The organism is Salinibacterium sp. M195, assembly GCF_019443965.1.
Classification (GTDB): domain Bacteria; phylum Actinomycetota; class Actinomycetes; order Actinomycetales; family Microbacteriaceae; genus Rhodoglobus.
This window is the reverse complement of the sequence record NZ_CP040814.1, coordinates 1,481,571-1,499,931: the sequence shown is the minus strand read 5'-3', so window position 1 is coordinate 1,499,931 and position 18,361 is coordinate 1,481,571. Positions and strand designations below refer to the sequence as shown.

The 18,361-nt window shown below is 60.2% G+C and carries 13 protein-coding genes; 5 read left to right on the top strand and 8 right to left on the bottom strand.

From position 1 onward, the window contains the following. Positions 1 to 15: 15 nt before the first annotated feature. On the bottom strand, positions 16 to 3,615 hold the full coding sequence (smc, locus tag FFT87_RS07115) for a chromosome segregation protein SMC (RefSeq protein WP_219950606.1): 3,600 nt from the start codon (positions 3,613 to 3,615) through the stop codon (positions 16 to 18). 222 nt (positions 3,616 to 3,837) lie between these two features. On the opposite strand from smc, the gene FFT87_RS07110 reads away from it, so the two are divergent. Together FFT87_RS07110 and FFT87_RS07105 are read left to right on the top strand one after the other, a co-directional pair. Continuing rightward, entirely contained in the window at positions 3,838 to 4,791 is a 954-nt protein-coding gene (locus FFT87_RS07110; protein ID WP_219950605.1) for a PLP-dependent cysteine synthase family protein, read from the top strand. 25 nt (positions 4,792 to 4,816) lie between these two features. Beyond that, the gene (locus tag FFT87_RS07105) at positions 4,817 to 5,887 is read left to right on the top strand and encodes a GNAT family N-acetyltransferase (RefSeq protein WP_219950604.1); all 1,071 of its coding nucleotides are present in this window, start codon (positions 4,817 to 4,819) and stop codon (positions 5,885 to 5,887) included. A 128-nt stretch (positions 5,888 to 6,015) separates the two neighbouring features. Here the strand turns inward: FFT87_RS07105 and FFT87_RS07100 are convergent, their stop codons facing one another. From FFT87_RS07100 to FFT87_RS07080, 5 genes are all read right to left on the bottom strand, one after another. Further along, positions 6,016 to 8,901: an Ig-like domain-containing protein gene (locus FFT87_RS07100; RefSeq protein WP_219950603.1), complete on the bottom strand. Its 2,886-nt coding sequence runs from the start codon at positions 8,899 to 8,901 to the stop codon at positions 6,016 to 6,018. 371 nt (positions 8,902 to 9,272) lie between these two features. Further along, positions 9,273 to 10,205 (bottom strand): bifunctional DNA-formamidopyrimidine glycosylase/DNA-(apurinic or apyrimidinic site) lyase, encoded by a 933-nt coding sequence (gene mutM / locus FFT87_RS07095; protein WP_219950602.1) that lies wholly within the window; start codon positions 10,203 to 10,205, stop codon positions 9,273 to 9,275. A gap of 5 nt (positions 10,206 to 10,210) precedes the next feature. Continuing rightward, positions 10,211 to 10,912 (bottom strand): ribonuclease III, encoded by a 702-nt coding sequence (gene rnc, locus FFT87_RS07090; RefSeq protein ID WP_219950601.1) that lies wholly within the window; start codon positions 10,910 to 10,912, stop codon positions 10,211 to 10,213. A gap of 26 nt (positions 10,913 to 10,938) precedes the next feature. Beyond that, positions 10,939 to 11,142 carry a 50S ribosomal protein L32 gene (gene rpmF, locus FFT87_RS07085; protein WP_009772721.1) on the bottom strand — a complete coding sequence of 68 codons (204 nt, stop codon included), beginning with the start codon at positions 11,140 to 11,142 and terminating at the stop codon, positions 10,939 to 10,941. A gap of 2 nt (positions 11,143 to 11,144) precedes the next feature. Then, a complete protein-coding gene (locus FFT87_RS07080) occupies positions 11,145 to 11,732 on the bottom strand; it encodes a DUF177 domain-containing protein (protein WP_370628575.1) in 588 nt (195 codons plus the stop codon). Between the two features lie 263 nt (positions 11,733 to 11,995). On the opposite strand from FFT87_RS07080, the gene FFT87_RS07075 reads away from it, so the two are divergent. Genes FFT87_RS07075 through FFT87_RS07065 form a run of 3 tightly spaced genes read left to right on the top strand, consistent with a single transcriptional unit; the run spans position 11,996 to position 14,785 of the window. Then, on the top strand, positions 11,996 to 13,000 hold the full coding sequence (locus tag FFT87_RS07075) for a putative F420-0 ABC transporter substrate-binding protein (RefSeq protein ID WP_219950600.1): 1,005 nt from the start codon (positions 11,996 to 11,998) through the stop codon (positions 12,998 to 13,000). Then, entirely contained in the window at positions 12,993 to 14,003 is a 1,011-nt protein-coding gene (locus FFT87_RS07070; RefSeq protein ID WP_219950599.1) for a putative F420-0 ABC transporter permease subunit, read from the top strand. Before FFT87_RS07075 ends, FFT87_RS07070 begins: the two co-directional genes overlap by 8 nt. Beyond that, a complete protein-coding gene (locus tag FFT87_RS07065) occupies positions 14,000 to 14,785 on the top strand; it encodes an ABC transporter ATP-binding protein (protein WP_219950598.1) in 786 nt (261 codons plus the stop codon). Before FFT87_RS07070 ends, FFT87_RS07065 begins: the two co-directional genes overlap by 4 nt. On the opposite strand, the gene FFT87_RS07060 is transcribed toward FFT87_RS07065, so the two are convergent. Then, positions 14,782 to 17,004, bottom strand: coding sequence for a DUF3488 and transglutaminase-like domain-containing protein (locus tag FFT87_RS07060; RefSeq protein WP_219950597.1), 2,223 nt, complete (start codon positions 17,002 to 17,004; stop codon positions 14,782 to 14,784). The genes FFT87_RS07065 and FFT87_RS07060 overlap by 4 nt on opposite strands. Further along, the gene (locus tag FFT87_RS07055) at positions 16,991 to 18,361 is read right to left on the bottom strand and encodes a DUF58 domain-containing protein (protein ID WP_219950596.1); all 1,371 of its coding nucleotides are present in this window, start codon (positions 18,359 to 18,361) and stop codon (positions 16,991 to 16,993) included. The genes FFT87_RS07060 and FFT87_RS07055 overlap by 14 nt, the downstream gene beginning before the upstream one ends.

The following is an 18,361-nucleotide window of genomic DNA, read 5'->3' as shown; positions in this document are numbered from 1 at the left end:
CACGAGCTTCACGCCCTAACTCGCTTCGACCGACGCCGTCTCTTTAGCAACGCGCTGGCCGACGACGGCACTGATTCCATCTGCGCGCATGCTGACGCCGTAGAGTGCGTCGGCGATCTCCATAGTGCGCTTTTGGTGGGTGATGACGATGAGCTGGCTAGTCTGGCGCAGGTCTTCGAAGATAGCCAGAAGTCGACCGAGATTGGCATCATCGAGCGCCGCCTCGACCTCGTCCATGATGTAGAACGGGCTGGGGCGCGCCTTGAAAATTGCGATGAGCAATGCAACAGCGGCCAAGGAACGTTCTCCACCGCTGAGAAGCGATAACCGTTCAATCTTCTTTCCCGCCGGCTTTACCGCGACCTCAATACCCGTGGTGAGCAGCTCGTCTGGGTTTGTCAGGAAGATGCTGCCTGTGCCTCCCGGGAACAGCACGGGGAACACCTCATTGAACGCATTCTTCGTGTCTTCGAACGCGCTGGAGAAGATGGCTTGCATCTTCTCGTCGAGTTCGTCAATGATCGTCAGCAGATCCTTACGCGTATTCGACAGGTCTGTGAGTTGTTCGGTCAAGAATTTGTGGCGCTGCTCGAGCGCCTCGAACTCTTCGAGTGCGAGCGGGTTGACTCGACCAAGACGGGCAAGTTTTCGCTCGGCCTTCTGCAGCCGGACCTCTTGCTCAGCACGCACGAACGGTCGGCCGGATGATTCAGGCTCCTCGATTGGGGAGTCAGCGGCGGCATCACCTTCACTCGAGCCCTCGGCATCATTACCCGCGCCGTCATCGACCACCAGGTCATCGGGAACCGCGACCTGCGGGCCATATTCCGCCACGAGCACGTCTTCGACTAAGCCGAGTTCTTCGCCTGATCGTTCGAGCAGGCTGGAGAGGTGCAGCTTCTTCTCGTAAATCTGCATCTCGAGACCGTGCACGCTATCGCTGACGGCCGAGAGGCGTTCGCGCAGTGCTGACTCTTCGCGGCGCAGCCCCGAAAGTTCTTGGTTTTGCGCGGACCGCTCAGACTCTTTCGCAGCAAGATCCACCCGTGCTTCAGAAAGCGAGCGGTCAACCGAGTCAAGAACAGCGGGCAGCATCTCGACAACCCGAGTCGCTGAAGCAATCTGGCGCTGACGGATCACGGCCAGCCGAGCCTGCTCTTGAGCCGCCTCGCGTTCGCTCACCAGCTGCTCGGCGAGCTGTTCGGCTCGGGCACGCTCGGCGCGCACGCGCTCGCGGATCGTCTCCATCTGGATGCGCAATTCGACTTCGTGAGCGCGGGCGGTTTCCACTTCGGCCAGCATCGGCTCACGTTCGGAAACGTCAAGCATGGGTCGCGGCGCTGCCTGATATTCGTCGGCAGCCGTCTGAGCTCGAGTCACCTCAGCGGTGGTGTCAGCGACGGCCTGCTCTGCGACTTCGACGGCACGAGCGAGGCGATCGCACTCAGCCTGGGCTGCTTCGGCCTGAATCCGGTGGCGGCCGAGAAGTTCGGATTGCGCGGCAAGCTGGGCGTCGTATTCGCGCAATGTGAGAAGTGCTGTTTCGGCATCCGCTTTCGCCGACGTCAGTTCGCGGCGCTTCTCGTCAAGCTCAAAGCTCGTGCGTTCGATCTGCGTCGTGACGATTCCCAGCTTGTCGGCAGCAGCATCCCGCTCCGCAACCAACTCGAGGCGCGAGCGTTTCGCTCCCGAGCCACCGCGCAGCACGAACTGAGTGAGCACGTCACCGTCACGCGTCACGAAGGTGAGCTCGGCAGCATTGGTGAGCGTGCCGTAAGCAGTCCGTGCAGCGTCGAGGTCGTCCGCGATGAGCACATGAGTGAGCAGCCCGTGCACTCCGTCTGGCGCGGTGACGACGTCGGTGGCGGGTACGGTTCCGGCGGCAGCACCCAGCGAGACAGTGTGTTTTGCGGCGTTCGCCACGACGACTTCTACGCGGCCAAAATCGCGACTGGCAGACTCTTCAAGCGCATTGATGGCCGAGTCTCGATCGTCCGCAAGCACGGCATCCGCAAGCGTGCCCAGAGCCGCAGCGATCGCCGCTTCGTAGCCGGGCGTGATCTTGACGTGCTCTGCAACGAGACCTCGGATGCCGGAAAGTTTGGCAGCGACGAGCGCACTCGAACCGTCTTTTTGGTCGACGGCGAGGGACAACGCCGATTGACGGGCCGCAAGAGCGTCGCGCTCCCGCTCGGAGGCGTGGAGGGCATCCCGCAATGTCTCGATCTCAGCTTGCACGCCGGAAACCTTGGCCTCGGCAGCCTCATACGCGCTATCGAGCGAACCATCAGTTTCGGTGGTGGAATTACCAGCCTCCGCTTCAAGGGCTTCGAACTCCGCCTGGGCCGCTTCGCGCCGCGATTGAGCTTCGGCGAGCGCCTGCTGTTGACGCACGAGTTCACCCTGAGCTGCGGTGAGGGTCGACGTGGCTACTTCAACACGGGCAGTGAGCCCGGCGCTTTCTAGCTCATGGCGCGAGACTAGGGCGCTCTGTGCAGCAATCTCTTCGTCGAGCGAGTCGAGCGCAGCCTTCGCTGTTGCGGTTGCGGCAGCAGCAGCACCGACGGCCTTCTCGGAATCCGCGACACCAGCAGCAAGAGCATCAGCTTCGGCCTTCACCTCGTCGATGAGGGTCTGGCTGACAGTATTGCCTGATGTCGGAGCCTCACCCTGTTGACCCAACAGCGACAGTCGCTGGTTCGCTAGCGTGTACAAACTGCGGAGGCGTTCTTGCACTGACTCGAGACCAAACGACACGCGTCGAGCCTCGTCAACATCATCGCCAACTTGGGCTTGCTCAAGACGGGCTTCGCGTAGCTTGTTTTGGTCGAGCTGCTCTTGCAGCACAATGCGCTGAGTCTTACGTTCGCTCTCGCTCCGACTGAAGTCGTTGATGCTTGAGCGCAGTTCAACAACTTCGTCGGCGAGGAGTCTGGCGCGAGCATCCCGAACAATTGACGCAATCGAGGCAGCTTCTTTGGCAATCTCAGCTTGTTGACCGAGCGGTTTGAGCTGGCGGCGGATCTCCCCCGCGAGGTCAGAGAGCCGCGTGAGGTTCGCCTGCATCGCGTCAAGTTTGCGCAGCGTTTTCTCTTTGCGGCGACGGTGCTTGAGGATGCCGGCCGCTTCTTCAATGAAACCGCGACGATCCTCGGGGCTCGCCCTAAGCACCGCATCCAGCTGCCCCTGGCCGACGATGACATGCATTTCGCGGCCGAGACCGGAGTCACTCAGAAGTTCTTGAACATCCAGCAGCCGACAGGAACTGCCATTAATGGCGTACTCACTGCCGCCATTGCGGAACAGCGTGCGGCTGATCGTGACTTCGCTGTATTCAATCGGCAGCGCGCCATCCGCGTTATCGATCGTGAGAATAACCTCGGCCCGGCCGAGCGGCCCCTTGGTAGCGGTGCCAGCAAAGATGACGTCTTCCATCTTGCCGCCGCGCAAAGTTTTGGCACCCTGCTCGCCCATGACCCAGGCGAGAGCATCCACCACATTCGACTTGCCAGAACCGTTGGGGCCGACGACGCACGTGACGCCCTGCTCGAAGGCAAAAGTGGTCGGTTGAGCGAACGATTTGAACCCTTTGAGGGTCAAGCTCTTGAGGTACACGTCACCGCCCGGTCGTTGCTGATCAAATCGTTGGTTAAATCTCTGGCCAAGTTGCTGGTCAGAACCTTGCTATACGGTACCGGATGCGCGGGGCTGTGCCGTTCTGCCGCGCAGGAAACGAGGCTCCAACACTGACCCTTGACATCGGCGCGCCCGAGTAGTCGACTGGTTTCAGTCGCGTGCGCGTCCTCGTGCCGTTGGGGGTAAGGATTTGGAGATCCAATGCGTCCCCCACTGCCGGCAACTAGCGCTCTCGATGCAATTGGAAACACCCCGGTTGTTGAGCTGAGACGTCTTACTTCGTCAGATTCTGCTGCGGTATTCGTCAAGCTCGAAGGTTTCAATCCCACTGGCTCCTATAAAGATCGAATGGCACTCGCCATGATCGAGGAAGCCGAGCAACGCGGCGCACTCACCCGAAATCTGACCGTGATCGAGTACACCGGCGGAAGTACCGGCTCCTCACTTGCCTTCGTTTGCGCAGCAAAAGGCTACCGTTTTCATGCAGTCTCCTCAGATGCGTTTGCTGTGGCCAAGCTCAACACCATGCGAGCATTCGGTGCTCAGCTCACCGTCGTTCACAGCCCGAGTGGGGAAATCAGCCCAGAGCTCATCCCGGAGATGATTTCTGTCGCCGCCACAATTGCAGCGCAGGGCGGCTATTACCAGACCGACCAAATCAACAACGCAGACTCCCTCATCGGGTATGCCGGAATCGGGCACGAACTCCTCGCCCAATTCCCTGAAGGCATCGATGTGTTCTGTGGTGCTGTCGGCACCGCTGGCATGCTGATGGGGGTCGCCGGGGTGCTCAAAGAAAATTCCGCGGCCACTCGTATTGTTGCGCTCGAACCCGCATCAGCCCCCATGCTGACCCTCGGGCATCCAGGACAACACCACGTTGAAGGAATTGGCGTTGGCTTCCTTCCTCCGCTTCTCGACAGCGCACTGTACGACGAGGCTCGGGCGATAGATGAGGCGGTCGCACGAACCACGTGTCGGCAGCTGGCCGAGAAAGAGGGCCTCCTTGTCGGAACGTCGTCTGGACTGAACGTTGCCGCCGCGCTCGATCTCGCTAAAGAACTGGGGCCGGGGAAAGTTGTCGTGACGGTCGCCTGCGACACCGGGCTAAAGTACCTCGACGATGATCTGTTTACGCGACCAACGAATAGCTGACAAGCCTCCACAGAACGGTGCAATCATGACCGAATTCGACATCACTACGGTCGAGATCCCTGCCCACATTGATCCAAGCGGCAGCGATGAATTCTGCCAAGCCGTTGCCCTGCGCAATCATCTGGATGCTCTTACCTTTGGCACCAACGACACGGCGCTTAACGCGGCAGAAGAACTCTCCCTGTGGCAGCCAAGCGAATTCGAGAGCTACCGGATGCTTGTGGCGACCGTCGATGGCCGGGTTGTTGGCAGAGGCGATTATGAGACCACGAATGGCGACGATGGCGACACCGCTTGGCTAGCTGTGCACGTGCATCCTGACTATCAACGGCGGGGAATTGGGCGCGCGCTCATGGCGGAGATTGAAGAGCTTGCCTTGTCCGACCGCAAGCGCCAAGCTCACTGCTACGCGCCAGCCGCCCTGAGCGATGGGCCAGTCCTGGAATCGCCGACCGGGTTCGGGTCAATCCCCCGCGATAGCGCCGAAACACAATTCATGCTCGCCAGCGGCTACAGCTTTGAGCAGGTCGAAAGAGTCAGCAGACTACCGTTGCCGCTCGCCGGCCTGCACTCCCTCGTTGACCAAGCCATTGACCACTGCAGTCGCGACTATGCGGTGCACGAATGGGCGGGCCGCTGCCCGGACCGCTGGGTCGAGGACTACGCGATGCTCTATTCCCGGATGAACACGGACGCCCCTTCCGCCGGGCTCGAGCCACCAGAAGATGTCTGGAGCGTCGAACGAATCCGCGAAAACGAGTCTCGGCTCATCTCCGGAGAACTTCCTCCTGTTGTCGCCGCCGTTGAGCACGTGGCCACGGCAAAACTGGTCGGGTTCACCGGGCTGAATGTGCCACAGGAGCCCGACCGTGCCATCCCCCAAGGAAACACCATCGTGATCCGTGAGCACCGTGGCCACCGACTAGGGATGCTCCTCAAAGTGTTGAATCTGGCCCACCTTGACCGGGTCGCACCAGGCCACCCCTCCGTAATTACCTACAACGCTGAAGAGAATCGCCACATGCTCGCCGTCAACGAAGCCGTCGGATTCGTGGCTATTGGCTACGAAGGAGTGTGGAAGAAAGAGTTGCGCTAAGGGCAGGAGTGCGGTGCGCTCACAATCTGTGCAACCTTGCATCGCGCTCGCGCGACGTCATCCGCAATGGCAAGTGGCTTCCTTCCGTTCCTGCGAAATTGAACGGAAGAAAGCCACACCATCAGCGGCTACTCGAGTTCGCGCTGACGACGAAGACGTGCCATAACCGCCACTCCAACGCCCAGGAGCAGCATCATCAGACCGCCAAGAGCCAACGGCATCGGATCTGAACCGGTGTAACCCAGCTCACCAGCAGTCGCCCCCGCAGCAGCAACACCAGGATCAACAGTGTTCGCAGCTGAAAGAGCACCAAGGAACGAGTGCATTCCCGACGGGAACGAGGAAGGCACCGTCACCACCGCCGACACCACACCGAAGCTGTTGGCCGCGAATGTGCCCAACAACACCGGATCCGAATGCAGCTCAACACGCACGTCATCGCCGACGTCAAACCCGCTGAACTCCACGAGAACAACATCATCGGCGGCCACCGGAATCTCCTCGACCACCGCAGACTCACTCGCCGTCGCCGAAACACTGGCATTGCCAGCGACATCCACGGCGCGATATTCAAACACCGATGGCGATGCGTCCTCGGCAATCAGAGCACTCAAGCCGTCGAGCCAGGTTGTTCCTGCATCCAAGGAATACTCCATGCGATCGATTCCCGACAGTCCGGCATCTCGCGCAAACGTACTCACTGCACCATCCAGATCAATCCGCACCCACACCTCCGGAGCCACCGAATCAACCTTGACCTGCTGCGTCACAACATCCGAGACATTGCCGGCAGCATCCGTCGCCCGCGCTGAGACCGAATACTGGCCATCAGCTAACGACACCGGACTGACAAACTCAGCCCAAGCACCGCCATCCACCCGGAACTCGACCAGTTCAACGCCACTATCCAGATCCGACGCAGAAACCGACAACGCCGCGCCAGCACCAAACCACCCAGCACCCCCAGCCTTCGTCACGTCAACAGCCACCGACGGCGCATTGAGGTCGGGTAGTTCCGTTGGCATAAGGACCGCATCGAAAACGATGATGGTTCCCACCGATGCGGGGTTCTTCGTGTCCGAATACTCAACTCGGATGGTGTGATTGCCGTCGGCTAGCTCACCGGTGTCATAGATGAGCTTGCCCGTCAGCTTGGTCGGAGCGTAGAAATCGGCGTCCCCGACGAAATCTCCATCAAGATAGATCCGGGCGATTCCTAAGTTGTGATCCTTGAGGGCAAGCAACACAGCACGCGTCCCGGTAAACGGAATCTCCACTGCCGCTCCTGCATTACGAGCGATCGCGTTTGTGCCGCCCCACGCTCCCGCATTGCTGTACGTTGTCCAGCTGCCTGTATAGGCGACGGTCGAATCATCGTTGTCGATGGCGTCAACGACACTGTCAAGAACCACATTGTCGATGAGTGCCCAGGCACCGTCGCCCGCGGTTTGAATTCCCACCTGAACGTTCTCGCAATCAGACTCTGCTCGGAAGTGGAAACTTATCCGCTCAGCCACACTCGCGCTTACCGATCGTTGCCCGAGAAATTTCGCGGCACAAGTGTCGTAGGCGAAGAGCTGGGCTGCTGATCCTCCTGTGACGATGTCTGCCGAGACTTCGTACACGTTAGTAGGGAATGGCACTTCTGGCAGCGCGTCGGCCTCCATGCCGATCCCCTGATAGAGCCGTACCGGAGTAGCATTTTGCGCCTGCACATAGCCAGCGAAGTTGCTTAGCGAACTGAGCGCGGTGCGGGCTTCGGCGCTACGCAAGACTGCGGCGTCCGCGACGGTGATCGCACCGAAATCATCTGAATTCGTACTTTCTCCGCTCCACCACGCGATTCCGGTCTCTTCAAAACCACCGTTCATCAGCGTGCGTGATCCGAACGCTCCAAAATCAGTTTTTAGGTCCGTGATCTGCGCTGTAGCGAAAGTTTTGTCGACGTTGCCGATGTACTCGTTGTTCTCGAAGGTGATTCGGGTGACCGGAGACTGCCCCTCAGACGCAGAACTATTCGGGTAACGAGCGTCACACCAGCAACCAACGGCGTCGGTCGCGTCGAGCTTGTTGTCGTGAATGTAAATATCCGAAATCTCGACCGTGCGTTGGTCAGGCGCATCGATACCCCACACGATAAAAGTGAAAGCCTTGCAGCACGTGACGGCGACGTCGTTGTTGTCGAACTCGATAAAGCGCGAGGCTTCTGGTTCGGCCTTGTACCACCAACGACCAATCGAACGTGGATCGAGGTAATTAGCCCAGATGTAAATCCCGTCATCGCTTGCCCGTATGTAGTTACCGGTAACGCGAACATTTTGGGAGTTCATGATGCTGACGCCGTCAGTGTTGGCGTCCGCTACGTCTGGGGTGGCTCCGTAGTGGCTTCCTGGAATAATGCGGGTGTCAGCCAAGATTCCGTTCCGTGAGGAGTACAGGCCAACGGTGTACGAACTTGCCCCCAAAATCTCCACATCGCGGATTTCGAACCCATCGACCTCGAAAATGCCAACCCCAATGGTGTGAATAGTCTGCGCCTCAGTTGACGCCCGGGTTAGCTGAATCACGCCATCGCCGATGATGTTGACGTTCTGTGAATCCGTTGCAAAGACGAATGGCAGGTTTTGAAAGCTTGAAAGGTCGTTTCTCAGCGAGCCTGGTCTGTGGCCAGTCGCAACCGCATAGCTATAGTCACTGACGTTCTGGCTTTGCAACAGCGTTCCCTCGACTTGCAAAGTGCTTTCGCTGCCGATGATTACTCCGCTGGTGAGAAAGGTGAAGTCCTTCGGAATAAGCACTGTTGCCCCAGTGCCGGTGACGTCATCGACTGCCGCCTGAATCGCCGCGCTGTCACTAGTGATGCCATCGCCAACAGCGTTGTATGGGGAGTCCATAACGTTCACCACCGTCGCGGGCCCCGGCGCAGCGACAGCGGGACTCGCTGAGATGAGTCCCCCGCCGACCAAGATTGCTCCTGCACCAATTCCTGCTATCACCTTGCGTATCGGGGACATGCCCACCTCCGTATAGCTAAGATCCGACAACTTTGTCGAATGCAAAACACTATAGTATGTAGCACAATGACTGGCTAGGCCTCGATCCTGAACAGCGTGAATGGGCACACATCGGCGAGACCACTCGTCGTCCGCATCGGCAGATGTCGCCGCCGGCGAGAGCACAGCGCAGAGCGCGACTCCGACTGTCGGCACACTAAGCGGGACGTTCTCGAGTTCACCCCTGCTCTCGAAACCGGCCAGCACAACGCGACCACAAAGCATCGTTCATTCGCATGCTGCGGCAACTACACGGCACCGCTTGAGTCCCGCGGGGGACCTTAACCCTTGTGACTAAACACGCTCAAAGGATTGGGCCGAGGAATCTGTGTTCATACTCGTTGGCAGAACGGGCAGAAGTGCGAACCGCGATTCATGAACTGCTCGCGTACAACTTCACGGCCACAACGCGGGCACGCGTTGCCCTGCTGTCCGTACACGTTGAGTGAGTGCGCGAAGTAGCCGGATTCGCCATTCACGTTCAGGTATTGGGCGTCAAAGCTCGTGCCGCCTTCGGCAAGAGCCTTCGCGAACACAGCCCGCACCTCGGCGAGCAACCGCACAGCCCTGGCCCGGCTCAGCGACTCGGTCGGCTGGTTGTAGTGCACGCGCGCCGCCCACAACGCTTCATCAGCATAGATATTGCCGATGCCGCTCACGAGAGTTTGGTCGAGCAGCGCCCGCTTCACCGTCGTGCGCTTCGCCTTCAGAGCCCGCAAGAACTTCGCATCGTCAAAGAAAGGGTCGAGCGGATCTCGCGCGATGTGTGCGACTTGACTCGGTACCGCGTGCGCGGGCTGATCAACCGTGGGCAGCATGCTGTCGATCGCCATCGAGCCGAAGATACGTTGGTCGACAAAGTTGAGTCGCAGTGCGCCGTGGTCAGGGTGATCAAGTTCGATGCGGATGCGCGTGAGCCGGTCATCCGTGCTCCGATCGCGCAACAGCACTTGGCCGCTCATACCCAGGTGAGCCACGAGAGCTTCGCCAGAGCCAATGCCGGAGGCGTGAAGGTCGGGAGTGAGACCCGCAGCGCGTTCGAGCGCTTCATCTGCAGGGCCGCCGAGCGGAATCCACAGGAATTTTCCCCGGCGTCGCGGCGTCAAAAAGAGGCGACCTGTCAGCCGGTCAATAAAGTCTTCGCTTGGCCCATCGTGGCGGCGCAGTGAACGCTCATCAAAGACGGTGACGGATGCCGCAGTCGCACCAGTGACTGCTGGTTCGAGGCCTGCGCGCACAACTTCAACCTCGGGAAGTTCGGGCACTGCTCCTACTTCGACGCGACTTGGAGAATTGTCCAAGCTTCGAGCGCCGCGGCCATTTCAGCATGCTTTTTGCTGGATCCGTTGCCGCTAGAGATGACATCGCCCGACAGCACAACACTGGCGTGAAAACGCTTCGAGTGATCAGGACCGCTGTCTTTGATACGGTACTCCGGCGCCCCGCGCCCGAGTTGGGCAGCGAGCTCTTGGAGGCTGGTTTTCGGGTCCATCGCTGCCCCGAACCGTTCAGGGTCAGCAAGCAGCGGAGCGACAAGCCGCAGAACGAGAGCAGTCGCTTCGTCGCCTCCGCGATCAATGTAGGCAGCACCAATTATCGCTTCGACGGTGTCAGCCAAGATTGACGGCTTCTCACGGCCGCCCGTCTGCTCTTCACCCTTGCCGAGGCGAATAAACGCTCCGAGCCCTATCAGGCGCGCGATTTCGGCGAGCGCGACAGAAGAAACGAGACTGGCCCGACGCTTGGCAAGGTCTCCCTCGTCAAGATCCGGGTTATCGCGATACAGCTTGACCGTTACTGCCTGGCCAAGAATTGAGTCACCAAGAAACTCGAGTCGTTCGTTGTGCCCTATACCGCCATTTTCGTACGCGAAAGAGCGGTGCGTGAGCGCAAGCGTGAGTAACTCGGGATCAATTGCGACCCCGAGCACGGCGGAGAGCTCAGCCTGTGAGCTGGAACCCGTCATCGCCATTCTCGACCCAAGTGTGTGAAGACTAGTTAAACGTCAGCGACCTTGCGACCCTTGTACTCCATGTACAGGGGCGTGCCGGCGGAGTCTTCGACTACCTTGGCGCGGTGCGGAAGGCTGTAAACGGTCTTGCCGTTTTCAACGGTCTTGACGAGAGTGGGAGGGGTTGCCTTCCACTGGGCGCGGCGCATGCGGGTGCTGGCCCGCGACATTTTGCGCTTTGGTACTGCCATGACTAACTCTTTTCTTCTTGGGTCTCAGGTGAATCGTTCGCGTCGTTCAAGTCTTGATCGTGCGAGTCTTGCGTGAAATCTTGGAGGCCAGCCAACGCTGCCCAGCGGGCATCGATCGGCGCTTCGTGTTCGTGTCCTGGATTATCGAGCAACCGAACCCCACACTCAGGGCACAGTCCAAGACAGTCCTTTTGACAGACCGGCTGGAATGGTAGCGACAAAACTACCGAATCCCGCACTACAGGCTCAAGATCGATGTATTCGTCGATAACCGTGTAGTCGAAAGCTTCGTCCTCAGAATACGCGAAAAGTTCTTGAAACTCGACTCGAACAGGCAGCGTGACGTCAATGAGGCAACGAACACACTCTGCCTTAGCTTTTCCCGAGACAACGGCATCCACTAAAACACCGTCATGAAGAGACTCAAAGCGGCCTTTAACCGACAGATTTGCGCCCTGAGGAACCTCGACAACAGTGGTGCCAAAGGTTTCGGGTACGACGATGTTGAGGGAGTGCTCTCTCATCTCACCTGGGCGGTGCATGAGATCGCGCACCAACACGGCATACGGACTCTCGTTGATTCTAGACACGGTCGTCGATTCTACCCCCGCGAGAGCCTCCTTGTCGCCCCCGGTCAGTAACCGCACAGTCAGCTGATCCACGGATGAGCACGCCGCACCGCGGGGGCCGGTGTAGGCATGAGCATCCGCCTCTCTCTAGACTGGTGCGACAGACCCGTGCGCTTGGTATGGCGTGGTTGGTTTGCCCAGGATTGGGCTTCCGGTCTTCTTGAAACATTTTTCATTATGTGTGGCGCGCTCCTGCGCCCATTCCCCGTTTCTTGGAAGGCTCCATGTCTGTTCTTTCTCGCACCGCTTTCTCGCGTTCCGCTCTCTCCCGCACCGCTCTGCTTGCTGGCGTTTCCGTTCTTACCCTCAGCGGATGCACGGCTGCCGCTTCCGAAACGGCCGCTCCGTCGACCGAGGCTGCTGCGCAGACCGTCGAGCTCAGCAACTGCGGCGTAGACGTCAGCTTCGATTCGGCTCCCGAACGAGTAATCACGATCAAGTCGTCAACAACCGAAATGCTGCTCGCGCTCGGTTTGGGCGATCGCATCATTGGCACCGCGTTTCAGGACGGTCCCGTGCCTGAGCAGTGGGCATCCGATGCTGCAGATCTGACCTCGATCGCGGAACGAGTGCCTAGCGAAGAAGCAGTGCTCGACCTTGAGCCTGATCTCGTCTTTGCGGGCTGGGAATCAACGTTCAGCACTGATGGTGCCGGCGAGCGCGCCGACCTCGCTGCCCTCGGCATCAACACGTTCGTCGCCCCTTCTGCTTGTCAGAGTGCTGAACAGCCTGCCAAGCTCAGCTTCGACGACGTGTTTAGCGACATCGAGACCGTCGCTTCCATCTTCCACGTTGACGCCACCGCCCTCCTCGCCGAGCAGGCCGCTCAGCTCGCCGCCGTCGATGCGAACGGTGACGCTCGCACCGCCCTCTGGTTCTCGTCAGGTTCCGACACTCCCTACGTGGGTGCCGGCATCGGAGCACCGCAACTGCTGCTCGACACTGTTGGCCTCACCAACATCGCCGCCGACGTGAAGTCGACATGGGCTCCATTCAACTGGGAAGCCGTCGTTGACGCCGACCCCGACTTCATCGTGCTCGTGGATGCCGCCTGGAATTCTGCAGACAAGAAGATCGGTGTGCTTGAGGCGAACCCCGCGACCGCAAACCTCAGTGCAGTGAAGGCTGGCCGCTACCTCGTGGTGCCGTTCGCGGCGAGCGAGGCTGGCGTGCGCAGCGTTGAGGCTGCCGAAAGTTTGTCGGCTCAGATTGCGGAGCTCGATGGCTAAAGTTTCTCCGCTCGCATTCGGCGCCGCGCTGGGGATCGCACTTCTCGTGTCGATCACCATCGCGGTGACGATTGGCCCTGCCGACATCCGGTTCGATGAGGTGTGGCGCTCGATTGGGAGCCACCTCGGCATTGGGGTGAGCCCGCTGACTGAGCTGCGAGATGGCATTGTGTGGCAGTTGCGACTGCCCAGGGTGCTCACAGCTGCGGCGGTGGGTGCTGGTCTCGCTTTGAGCGGCGCCGTCATGCAGGCCATTACGCGTAACCCGCTTGCTGATCCGTATCTGCTTGGGCTGTCGTCTGGCGCTGCGCTCGGCGCGGTTTCGGTGATTTTGCTCGGCGCTGCTGTCTTGTTGCCGTTCGCCGCTTTCGTTGGCGCGCTGTTGGCATTGACGCTCACGTTGCTGCTGGCGGGTTCGCTTGGAGCAATTACGCCGTCGCGTACCGTGCTCGCGGGTATCGCCGTATCGGCTCTCGCCTCGGCGATCACGAGCTTTGTCATTTTCTGGAGCGTCACCGGCGACTCTTACCGTGAAGTGCTGTCGTGGTTGCTCGGTTCGCTCAGTGGAGCGCGCTGGCCTGCCGTAGGCATCACGATGGTCGCCATCATCGTGATCGGCATTCCGGTGATGCTCACGGGGCGCCTGCTCGACTCCTTTGCTTTCGGCGACGTGCAGGCAGCCTCACTCGGCGTGAACGTCAGCGCGACCCGCTGGGGGCTGCTTGCGGCATCTGCGCTCGTCACCGGCGCCATGGTGTCAGTGAGTGGCTCGATCGGGTTTGTCGGGCTGATCTTGCCGCACGCCGTGCGATTGCTCGTCGGGCCAGGCCATCGTGCCCTCTTACCACTGAGCGCGTTGCTCGGCGCCGTGTTCTTGGTCTGGGCTGACACTCTGGCCAGAACCCTGTTTGACCCCCGCGAGATTCCCGTCGGCATAGTCACTGCCATGATTGGCGCTCCCATCTTCGCGTTCCTGCTCACCCGCCGAAAGAGTTCAACATGAGCGACAACGCTGGACTCATCGCAGAGCGCATCAGCATCACCGCCGATGGCACCCTCCTCATTGACAACGTCGACTGCACGGTTGCGCGCGGCTCGCTCAGCGCGCTCGTTGGGCCAAACGGTGCTGGAAAGTCGACTCTGCTTCGCGCGCTCACCGCCGTGCAGGCTCCGGCAGCGGGAACCGTCACATTTGGCAACGACGACCTGCTCGGGATGCCGCGCCGCCAACGCGCTCGTCTCGCTGCATTCGTGGAACAAGATTCGACCACAGACTCGTCTCTCTCCGTCGGCATGGTCGTGCAGCTAGGCAGGCTCCCCCACCAGTCTTTGTGGGAAGCGGATTCTGCAGAATCCACCGCAATCGTCAGCGACAGCCTCGCCACTGTTGAAATGACCGCATTTCGCGATCGAGAGTTTCAGAGCCTCTCTGGCGGCGAAAAACAGCGAGTGATGCTTGCGCGGGCGCTGGCACAGCAGCCGCAACTGTTAGCCCTCGATGAACCGACGAATCATCTCGATATTGCGGCACAGCTAGCGGTGCTTGAGCTGCTCGCGCACTTGCGTACGACCGGGGTTACCGTGCTGGCGGCTCTCCACGATCTCTCTCTGGCAGCGAGCTACTGCGACCACATCATTGTGCTCTCGCATGGTCGCGTTGTTGCCGCCGGGGCCACCGAAATGGTACTCACCGAAGCGCTCATTGCTGAGGTTTACGGGGTGCGAGCCTCCATTCTGACGAACCCCGTCACGGGCAAACCCGTTATTGGCTTTAGCCCGGCCTAGCGCGTTCGGTCGATGCGCCCGAAGGCGGTTCGTGGTGCCCACAGGGCTCGCAGTCGCGCCTTCCAGCGTGCGGATGCTCGGAGTGACGCCAGCGCGGCCGTCACGGCAGACGCACTAACGTGTGTTTCTCGCTCGCTGAAGGCCGCCGTCTCGACGCGGGCTAGAAGGCTTTCCAGCGCGGTGCTGCCCGGGGTTCCCATCCCAGAAAGCAGCTCTTCGTATTGCTGGCGCGGGGTCGCGGTCGCGCTGAGGTGAAAGCCCAGGTCTCTGGCTGTATCGCGTACTTCGCGCCAGGCCGGAGCAACGGCGCCGCGAGACACTGCCGTGAGGCGAAGGCCGCGACGAATCAGTCTCACTATGGACGGAACCAACAGCAGGATGGGCAGGGCGATTAGCAGCCACCAGAACGGCGAAGATGCCACGGGATTAGCAGTTTCGGTTGTTGGCTGCTCATCGAGCGGCAAGTCTGGTCGCGCACCGGGAGTAGCGGTGGGTGTCGGGGCTGGCAGGTCCGCCGGCTCAGGCTGAGACTCATCGATATCGGGAGTGCTGGGATCATCGATGATGCTTTGCGCAAATCGGGGTTCGGTGCCGACAGAGACGGTGGGCTCGAAGCGGAGCCATCCGATAGTGGGAAAGTACAATTCTGGCCACGAGTGCAAGTTGTCGGTTGAGACCACGAACTCAACCTCGTCGGTATCCGGGTCGGCCTTCTTTTGACCGGGTGAGAACCCCACAACAACACGGGCGGGGATATCGAGCGTGCGGGCCATCGCGGCCATTGCCGAAGCAAAGTGCACGCAGTAGCCGCTCTTGGCATCCAAGAATTCGGCGAGCACTTCGGCGCCAGAGCCGTCATAGTCGTCCGTCAGCGGCGCCTCTTCTGAGTATTCGAAGTCACCATCTTTGAAAAACGATTGAAGTGCGAGGGCCTGATCAATGCGGGTGGCAGCACCACCGACAACTTCTTGAGCTGTCTCAGCGACAATGCTTGGCAGTGTCTCGGGCAGCGCCAGATACTTCTCGTAGCCTTCCGGAAGCGTCGTAGGAGCAGCCTGCAAGAGCTCGATCGAGGGCGCCGGGGTGAGGTACGACACCTCATACTCTTGGTCCTTCGAATTCGCGCTGTCCGAAGAGACCGTGAGACCCTCTGACTCCCACGTCCAATCTCCAGTGAGCCCGGCGACTTCTGTCGTGGCATAGGGCACCGGGAGATACCTTCCGCGGATACGTTCGATCTGGATCTGCATCAGATTCTCGGAAAACGGCACGGCGTCGGTGAAGCCCGCAGGCAATTCAAAGGCGTCCATGTCGTCGCCGCTGTCGCCACCATTGCCCGATGGCTGCCAGGTATCGTCGCCAAACTCGTCGAGCACGGCTACGCGCAAATACTCACCCGTGCCCTCAGCGGTATACGTCAGCGCTAACAGTGGTGCATTCCGCCGAAGATCGCTGCTCAAGTTGATGATGGGATTCACTCCGGTGGAGATGAGCCCCGGGCGACTCCCTACCTCAGCTGCCGGCTCTACGCTGGGCAACAGCACCGGCACGATGAGCGAGAGCACAAGTGCCCCCGACGCTAATGGCCACGCTGCTCGCACACTTACCTGCGGAGATGCGACGATCAAAATCGCAACATAGGACAGCGCCGTCAGCGCAAAAACGAAGGCGTCATGCAACTCGCTGCGCACAAAACTGGGCACGAGAAGCAAGACGAGAAGGGGGATGCCGGTGAACGCAGGCTTGCGGATGACGAACGCCGCAACATCCATCGCCAGCGTCACCGCCAGCGCCCCCAAACAAATCAGGTAAACGATGCCGGTTTCGGCATCGGCCGGAAAACGCTGATTGGCTATCGATTCGTTGCCATCACGAGCCAGCTGGGCAAAGCGCGAGAAGGTCTCCCCCGTTGGCACTATTCCCGCAATCGCTGTATCGGCTGCGAACATGAGAACAAGAAGTTCCCCGGCGGCGATTAGCCCCGCAAACGAGCCCCCGATGGCTCGGGGGCTCACATTGCGCACGGCGGCAGCGGTCGCCAAAACCACCACCGCAACGGCCATAAGCGGAAACCACCATGCACCCTCGGCGAGCACCGCGCCGAGGCTGCTCGCCGCGACACCGATTGCTAACGCCATCACCGCGGCCAACGACCACGAGCGAAGTCGACGAGCGTGACGCTCGACATTCGATGACCGCGCTGTCTCAGTGACGCTCACGGGAGACCCTCGATTCGGTGACATACAGATTCCAGACATCGGCGACATCGTCGAACGATTGCACCGAGATCACTTTCCAGCCTGCAGCCCGCAGCTCCTCCGCCAGCGGCGGACGCTTCGCGGCGCCAAATCGCTCCCGATCGCCAAAGCCAGAGCTTGGTTCGACAACAAACGCCACCGCAAGCACTGTGCTCGTCGCTTGGCTCAGCAAAAAATCCACCGTCGCCGGCTCAGGATTAGCAACGAGAGCAATGACTGGGCCCCGGGCGAATGAACGCGAGGATGGTTCTCCCCACCATTCCGCAGGAGACTCAATCGGCGCCAACGCCGCGAGCCGCGTCAATAACTCTTGTTCGGCAGACGAGCGGCGATGCAGCGTTGCGGCATCCGTCAGTTGCGACTGGCCGGTCTCAATGATCTGAACCAAAAAACCTTCACGGCGCAATTGCACGGCAGCCGAAGCCAACATCGCGACGACCCATTCGAACCGGGCACTATGCGACTGCGAGAGGCCATTGTCGCCGACTGCTCGCAAGACAGTTGCCCGGCTCGCATCTGGATAGCCTTCACGGCGCGTATCAACAATGATGCGTGCTTCGGGATAGCTGTGTTGCTCTTCTTGACGCACCATCAAGCTGCCGTGGCGTGCGGATGCCTTCCAATGCACCCGCCGCATAGCGTCACCCCGGCGATACTCTCGCGTCATCGCATCGTCGTCGTCGCCAGAGGAACGGCGCTGAACGACGCGAGCCTCGCCATCACCGGACTGCGCGATGAGGGCCGTTGTCGCCAGTTGCGCCACCCGCGGAGTCACGACCAGAGGAGTTACGGAACCAACGTTCCACGCCCCCCAGGCCAGCTCAAACGGATCAGTCGCCTCCACTACCAGCGGACCGATCTCAAAAACACCTCGCTTGGTTGGGGTCAACGCATACGACAACTGCGCAGCGCTGCGACCGCTCGCTAGTCCCGACTTCACAGACAGCCGAGGAAGCCACCCATTCTCTGTCACCCACGGGCGCCACGGCAGAGCATCCCGCCACCGAACTGGAGTCGTGGCACGTTTCGAGCCGTTATCAACGCGCAACGTCACCGCCGTGGTGTTGCCAGCCTCGACGACCGGGAACGAAAATCTGCGCGAAACGCTCAATGACGACTCTCGGGTGCGCACAAAAGTGACCGCTACAAGCGGCAGAGCAAGTGCAAAACAACTGACATATAACAGAATCGGAATACCTAGAGCAAATCCGGCGATACCGACACCAACACCCAGCGCAAGAAACGTGATCCCGCGCCGAGTCAGGCGCGCGCTGCCCAGCACAATGCGGATCGATCGCCGAAAATCTGCGCGAGGCAT

Coding starts and splice junctions, on each gene's coding strand:
- FFT87_RS07110 (WP_219950605.1), top strand. CDS start 3,838: ATGCGTCCCCCACTGCCGGCAACTAGCGCTCTCGATGCAATTGGAAAC.
- FFT87_RS07105 (WP_219950604.1), top strand. CDS start 4,817: ATGACCGAATTCGACATCACTACGGTCGAGATCCCTGCCCACATTGAT.
- FFT87_RS07100 (WP_219950603.1), bottom strand. CDS start 8,901: ATGTCCCCGATACGCAAGGTGATAGCAGGAATTGGTGCAGGAGCAATC.
- rnc (WP_219950601.1), bottom strand. CDS start 10,912: ATGGCGATGACGGGTTCCAGCTCACAGGCTGAGCTCTCCGCCGTGCTC.
- rpmF (WP_009772721.1), bottom strand. CDS start 11,142: ATGGCAGTACCAAAGCGCAAAATGTCGCGGGCCAGCACCCGCATGCGC.
- FFT87_RS07075 (WP_219950600.1), top strand. CDS start 11,996: ATGTCTGTTCTTTCTCGCACCGCTTTCTCGCGTTCCGCTCTCTCCCGC.
- FFT87_RS07070 (WP_219950599.1), top strand. CDS start 12,993: ATGGCTAAAGTTTCTCCGCTCGCATTCGGCGCCGCGCTGGGGATCGCA.
- FFT87_RS07065 (WP_219950598.1), top strand. CDS start 14,000: ATGAGCGACAACGCTGGACTCATCGCAGAGCGCATCAGCATCACCGCC.
- FFT87_RS07055 (WP_219950596.1), bottom strand. CDS start 18,361: ATGCCTCGCGCAGATTTTCGGCGATCGATCCGCATTGTGCTGGGCAGC.